Here is a 5,770-nt window from a genome sequence, read left to right on the forward strand (position 1 = left end):
GAGGTCGTCGCACCAGCCGAGGAAGTCGACGATCTTGTCCGCACCGGCCTGGTAGCCGCTCGAGACGTCACCACCGGCGCCCCTGGCCCAACGGCGGTTGCCGTCGACGATCACGCCCACGTGCGCCGGGACCTGGTCGGGGCGCAGCCTGCCGAGGAGCCGGCGCTCGTACGCCGTGTAGAGCAGGTCGCGGACCGACACCGGTTCGTCCTCCCGTGAGGAGTGTTACCTACGCTGGCGTAGGTGCGTTGGCTAGGGTCGACTCGTGACTGAGCACGAGAGACATCCCGGGGCAATCGACGTCGGCGATCGTCTTCGCGATGCCGTCGACGAGATCAAGCCTAGACTGCGCGGCTGGCTGCACGCCGCCACCTGGCCCCTCGCGCTCGTCGCCTTCGTGGTGCTGCTGGTCCTCGCCCCCGGAGCCAGGCCCAAGACCGGCGTGGCCGTCTACATGGCGAGCGCGCTGCTGCTGTTCGGCGTCAGTGCCGTCTACCACCTCGGGCGCTGGGGCCCTCGTGCCGAGGTGCTGCTCAAGCGCCTCGACCACGCCAACATCTTCCTGCTCATCGCGGGCTCCTACACGCCGTTCGCCCTCATCCTTCTCGAGCCCCGCGAGGCGGCCCTGCTCCTGACCCTGGTGTGGACGGGTGCCATCGGCGGGGTGCTGTTCCGGGTCCTGTGGGTCCACGCGCCACGGTGGCTCTACACCCCGATCTACGTGCTGCTCGGATGGGCCGCGCTCTTCTGGCTCGAGGACTTCGCCGCAGCCTCCTCGACGGCCGTGCTGGTGCTGATCATCGTCGGCGGGGCGCTCTACTCGCTGGGCGCGCTCGTGTACGGGTTGCGCTATCCCGACCCGTATCCGCGCTGGTTCGGGTTCCACGAGGTGTTCCACAGCCTGACGATCGCGGCCTTCGTCGTGCACTACATCGGTGTCTCGCTGGCCGCCTACTCGGTGTAGGCGCCTAGGCTGGCGTCATGACGCACCCCATCGGCCTTCCACCGGGGAGGCCGCTGACGCGTGCCGACCTGGACACGCTCCCCGACGACGGTCGCCGCTACGAGCTCATCGACGGCTCACTGATCATCACTCCCGCGCCCTCTCCGGAGCACCAAGAAGCCGTGCTGGAGCTGACCGTCCTGATGCGGGCGTCGTGCCCGCCGGAGATGAAGGTCTTCGTCTCGCCCCTCGACGTCGTCCTCGCCGAGGACTCGGTGGTCCGGCCCGACGTGGTCGTGGCACGCCGCGCGGACGTCGAGGGCAGGGTCCTCTCCGCGCCCCCGGTGCTCGCCGTGGAGGTGATCTCGCCGAGCACGCGCAGCATCGACCTGCTGCTCAAGCGGTCGCGCTACGAGTTCGCCGGCGCCGGCTCGTACTGGGTGGTCGACCCCGACCCGTACGAGCGGTCGCTGACCTGGTGGGAGCTCGAGGGCGGCGAGTTCGGCGAGATGAAGCGGATCGTGGGCGACGAGTCGGCGACCTTCGAGCGCCCGTTCCCCGTGACGCTGTCGCCGTCGGACCTCCTCGGCTGAGCACCCGGAGGAGTCAACCGCGCAGCTGGGACGGATCGGTCACGGGCCGCTCGCACGCGAAGCCCCGGCACACGTAGGCCGCCGGCGTTCCGTCGACGAGGTCCTTGTAGGCGAACAGCGGCACCGGCGTACCGACCGGACCCGCCACCACCACGGCTCCCGGTGACGGGAGCGAGAGAGCGGCGCGGTGGAGCCGCGCCGCCGCCTCGCCCTCGCCCACGACGGCGATCTCCAGCGGGCCGGCCAACAGCGCCTCCGCGGCCGCCAGCGTCCAGCCGGCGAACCGCGGCGACCCGGTGGCGAGGGCGGACGCCGACCGCACCGCGTCCTCGGCGCCGCTGCGGTAGCGGTCCTCCCCCGTGACGGCGGCAGCCGCCACGAACGCCGCCGCCGCCGACGACGTCCCTGACGGCGCGGCGTTGTCCGCGAGGTCGCGAGGGCGTACGACCAGCCGCTGCGCGTCGTCGGCGGTGTCGTAGAACCCGGTCACGCCGGCATCCCCGGGGACCCGGAAGTGGTCCAGCACCGTGTCGAGGAGGCCGGTGGCCCGCTCCAGCCAGACGGCGTCGCCGGTGATACCCAGGACCGCGAGGTAGGCCTCCGCCACGCAGCCGTAGTCGTCGAGCACGCCGGCGTTGGTCGACGGCACCCCGTCGCGCGAGGTCCGCAGCAACCTGTCGGCAGCATCGGTGTGCACCGTGGCGAGCAGCGTGGCCGCCACGACAGCGGCGTCGCAGTAGTCCGGCTCCTCGAGAAGCACACCGGCCTCGGCCAGCGCAGTCACGGCGAGACCGTTCCACGCCGCGACGACCTTGTCGTCGCGGGCGGGCGCGGGCCGGGTCGCCCGGGCGGTGACGAGACGCTCACGGACCGACGCCCAGCGAGCCGGGTCGTCGGGGTCCTCCCGCAGCTGCAGCGTGGAGGCACCGTCCTCGAACGTGCCACCGGTCGTGACCGACAGCAGCCGGGCGGCCCAGGCGCCGTCGTCGTCACCGAGCACCTCGACGAGCTGCTCCGGGGTCCAGACGTAGGTCGCCCCCTCGACGCCCTCGGTGTCGGCGTCGAGGGCGGAGGCGAACCCGCCCTCGGCCGTCGCGAGGTCGGTCAGGAGGAAGTCGGCGGTCTCCCGGACCACCCGCAGGGCCAGCGGCGAACCGGTCTGGCGCCACAGGTGCAGATAGACGCGCAGCAGGAGCGCGTTGTCGTACAGCATCTTCTCGAAGTGCGGGACGACCCACCCTGCGTCGACGCTGTAGCGCGCGAAGCCCCCGCCGAGCTGGTCGTACATGCCGCCGCGTGCCATCGCGTCACAGGTGTGCTCGGCCATCGCGAGGGCGTCCGCCGACCCGGTCCGTGCCGCAGCCCGCAGGAGGAACTCCAGGCACATCGACGGGGGGAACTTCGGCGCGCCGCCGAACCCGCCGCGGGCGGCGTCGTACTGCCCGGCGAGGCCGCGGACCGCCTGGTCGAGGGCGTCCGCGTCGAGCGCGGGACCGTCCCCTGCCTCGAGCGCGCCGAGGTGGGAGACGACCTGCGCACTGATCCGGTCGACGTCGCCGCGGCGCTCCTCCCAGACGTCGACGACAGCCTCGAGCACCTGCCGGAAGGACGGCATTCCCTGGACCGGCCGGGGCGGGAAGTACGTTCCCGCATAAAAGGTCCGGCCGTCGGGAAGGGTGAAGACGCTCATGGGCCATCCGCCCTGACCGGTCATCGCCGTCGTGGCCCGCATGTAGACCGCGTCGACGTCGGGGCGCTCCTCGCGGTCGACCTTGACCGGCACGAAGTGCTCGTTGAGATAGGCCGCGGTCGCCTCGTCCTCGAACGACTCGTGGGCCATCACGTGGCACCAGTGGCACGCGGCGTAGCCGACGCTGAGCAGCACGGGCACGTCGCGCTCGGCCGCGAGCGCGAGCGCCTCGTCACCCCACTCGTGCCAGTCGACCGGGTTCTCGGCGTGCTGCAGGAGGTACGGGCTGGTGGCTCGGCTCAGTAGGTTCGCCATGCCCTCAGCCTAGGCACGATCCAGGATGCGCGGCCGCCGATGCTCCGTAGCGTGGGACATCCAGCACCACCGAAGGAGACCCGACGATGGCACTCGACACGATGATGGTTCTCGCCGCGAGCTACGACAGCGAGGACGACGCGGTCGCCGACTACGAGGCGGTCAAGGAGGTCTATCGGGAGAGTGGTCTGATCGACACCTACGACGCCGCCGTCATCTCCAAGCACGACGACGGCACGGTCAAGATCGTCAAGAAGCACGAGCAGCCGACGCGCCGCGGAGCGTGGGGCGGGCTCGGGATCGGTCTGGTCGGCGGCGCGCTGGTGGCGCTCTTCCCGGCGGTCGCGCTCGCCGGCAGCCTCCTCGCCGGCGGCGCGGCAGGGGCGGGCGTGGGCGCGCTCGCGGGCCACGTCTCGCGAGGCATGAGCCGCGGTGACCTCAAGGACCTCGGCGAGCTCCTCGACGACGGCCAGAGCGGGCTCGTCGTGGTCGCGGCCACCGACATGGAGGCGCACGTCGAGCGCGTGGTCAAGAAGGCCGCCAAGACGATGAAGAAGGAGCTGCGCGCGGACGAGAAGGCGATCGAGGCCGAGATCGACGAGGCCAGCAAGGCCTGACGGAGCGGCCTCTCGTCGCGTCGGTCACCCGTCGAACGACTGGCCCCGCGAGGCGAGCTCCTCGCCGAGGATGCGCACGGCCTTCGGCCCGACGCCGTGGATCGCGAGCAGGTCCTTGCGTGAGACCGTCGTCAGCTGGTCGTACGTGGTGTAGCCGCTCGACGCCAGCTGGCGTCGAGCCGTACGGCCGATCTCCTCGGGGTACTCGGTCGGGACGGGCGAGTCCTGGGGCGGCATCGCTGAGCTCCTCTCAGGGCCGCGCGTCCCTGACGTCCTCGCGTCCGTGCTGGTGCGCCAGGCGCGCGTGGCGGTGGCCGTACCCGAAGTAGACCACGAAGCCCAGCAGCAGCCAGACGAGGAACCGCAGCCAGGTCTCCACGGCGAGGCTCGCCATCAGCCCGAGGCAGCAGACGACCGCGACGACCGGCACGAGGGGAACCAGCGGCGTACGGAACGGACGTGGCATGTCCGGACTGGTACGACGCAGGACCACCACCGCGATCGAGACGACCACGAACGCGAAGAGCGTCCCGATGCTGACCATCTCCGCCAGCACCGAGATGGGTACGAGGCCGGCGAGGAGCGCCACCGCGCCCACCGTGACCCCGGTCATCAGCACCGGGGTGCCCCACCGTGGGTGCACACGCCCGACGACCGGTGGCAGCAGTCCGTCGCGGGCGAGCGCGAACCCGATGCGCCCCATGGCCACGAGGTCGACGAGGATCACCGAGGTGAGACCGGCGACGGCGGCGATCCCGATGAGCAGACCCGCCCACTCCAGGCCGACCTGGTCGAACACGTCGGCGACCGCGTCGCTCTCGCTGAGGTCGCGGTAGTCGACCAGCCCGGTGACCACCAGGCACACGCCGACGTAGAGGACGGTGCAGATCCCGATCGTCCCCAGCAGACCGAGCGGCATGTCGCGGGCAGGCTTGCGCGTCTCCTCGCCGAGGTTGGCCACCGCCTCGAACCCGGAGTAGGCGAAGAAGACCACGGCGGCAGCCACGAGCACGCCGGCGATGCCGAACTGCGTCGGCTCGACGCCGGAGATGAACTGCCAGAGCGGTGCGCGGATCCCCTCTGCCGTCCCGTCGGAGCTTGGCTCGGCCGGCGGGACGAAGGGCACCAGGTTCTCGGGCCGGATGTGGAACGCTCCGACCGCGATCACGAAGACGCAGATCGACACCTTGATCACCACGAGTCCGTTCGTGAGCCACTTGGACTCGCGGATCCCGCGGATCGCCACCCAGCCGAGCACGAGGACGATGCCGATCGCTCCGACGTTGACGACCGATCCCTCCTCGGCGAACCACCGGTCCGGCAGGTTGAACACGCCGGCGAGGTAGCCCGACCAGCCGCGTGCCACCACCGCCGCGCCGAGTGCGAACTCGAGGACGAGGTCCCAGGCGATCACCCAGGCGAAGATCTCCCCGATGGTCGTGTAGGCGTAGGTGTAGGAGCTGCCCGCCGTCGGCACCGCTGCCGCGAGCTCGGCGTAGCAGAGGGCGGCGAGCAGGCTCACGAAGCCGGCGACCAGGAACGACACCATCACGGCGGGTCCGGCGTTCTCCTTGGCCTGGAGCCCGGTGAGGGTGAAAATCCCGGTGCCGAT

Annotated in this window: 7 protein-coding genes; 3 read left to right on the plus strand and 4 right to left on the minus strand. The window is 71.2% G+C overall.

Annotation, left to right across the window (positions count from 1 at the left end; translation table 11 throughout):
* Positions 1–201 (minus strand): undecaprenyl diphosphate synthase family protein (locus tag PV363_RS15135; protein WP_301022755.1); only part of this gene is annotated, 201 nt, incomplete at its 3' end.
* Positions 202–265: 64 nt separating this feature from the next.
* Between PV363_RS15135 and PV363_RS15140 the strand changes: the two genes are divergently transcribed.
* Positions 266–964, plus strand: coding sequence for a hemolysin III family protein (locus PV363_RS15140; protein ID WP_220343798.1), 699 nt, complete (start codon positions 266–268; stop codon positions 962–964).
* A 17-nt stretch (positions 965–981) separates the two neighbouring features.
* Entirely contained in the window at positions 982–1,536 is a 555-nt protein-coding gene (locus PV363_RS15145) for a Uma2 family endonuclease (RefSeq protein WP_220343797.1), read from the plus strand.
* Positions 1,537–1,549: 13 nt separating this feature from the next.
* Here PV363_RS15145 and PV363_RS15150 read toward each other — a convergent pair whose 3' ends face one another.
* Positions 1,550–3,541 carry a thioredoxin domain-containing protein gene (locus PV363_RS15150; RefSeq protein ID WP_301022756.1) on the minus strand — a complete coding sequence of 664 codons (1,992 nt, stop codon included), beginning with the start codon at positions 3,539–3,541 and terminating at the stop codon, positions 1,550–1,552.
* Positions 3,542–3,627: 86 nt separating this feature from the next.
* Between PV363_RS15150 and PV363_RS15155 the strand changes: the two genes are divergently transcribed.
* Entirely contained in the window at positions 3,628–4,158 is a 531-nt protein-coding gene (locus PV363_RS15155; protein ID WP_220343795.1) for a DUF1269 domain-containing protein, read from the plus strand.
* A gap of 24 nt (positions 4,159–4,182) precedes the next feature.
* On the opposite strand, the gene PV363_RS15160 is transcribed toward PV363_RS15155, so the two are convergent.
* On the minus strand, positions 4,183–4,395 hold the full coding sequence (locus PV363_RS15160) for a hypothetical protein (RefSeq protein ID WP_220343794.1): 213 nt from the start codon (positions 4,393–4,395) through the stop codon (positions 4,183–4,185).
* A 13-nt stretch (positions 4,396–4,408) separates the two neighbouring features.
* Positions 4,409–5,770 (minus strand): amino acid permease (locus PV363_RS15165; RefSeq protein ID WP_301022757.1); only part of this gene is annotated, 1,362 nt, incomplete at its 5' end.

This window comes from Mumia sp., from assembly GCF_028803055.1.
GTDB lineage: Bacteria > Actinomycetota > Actinomycetes > Propionibacteriales > Nocardioidaceae > Mumia.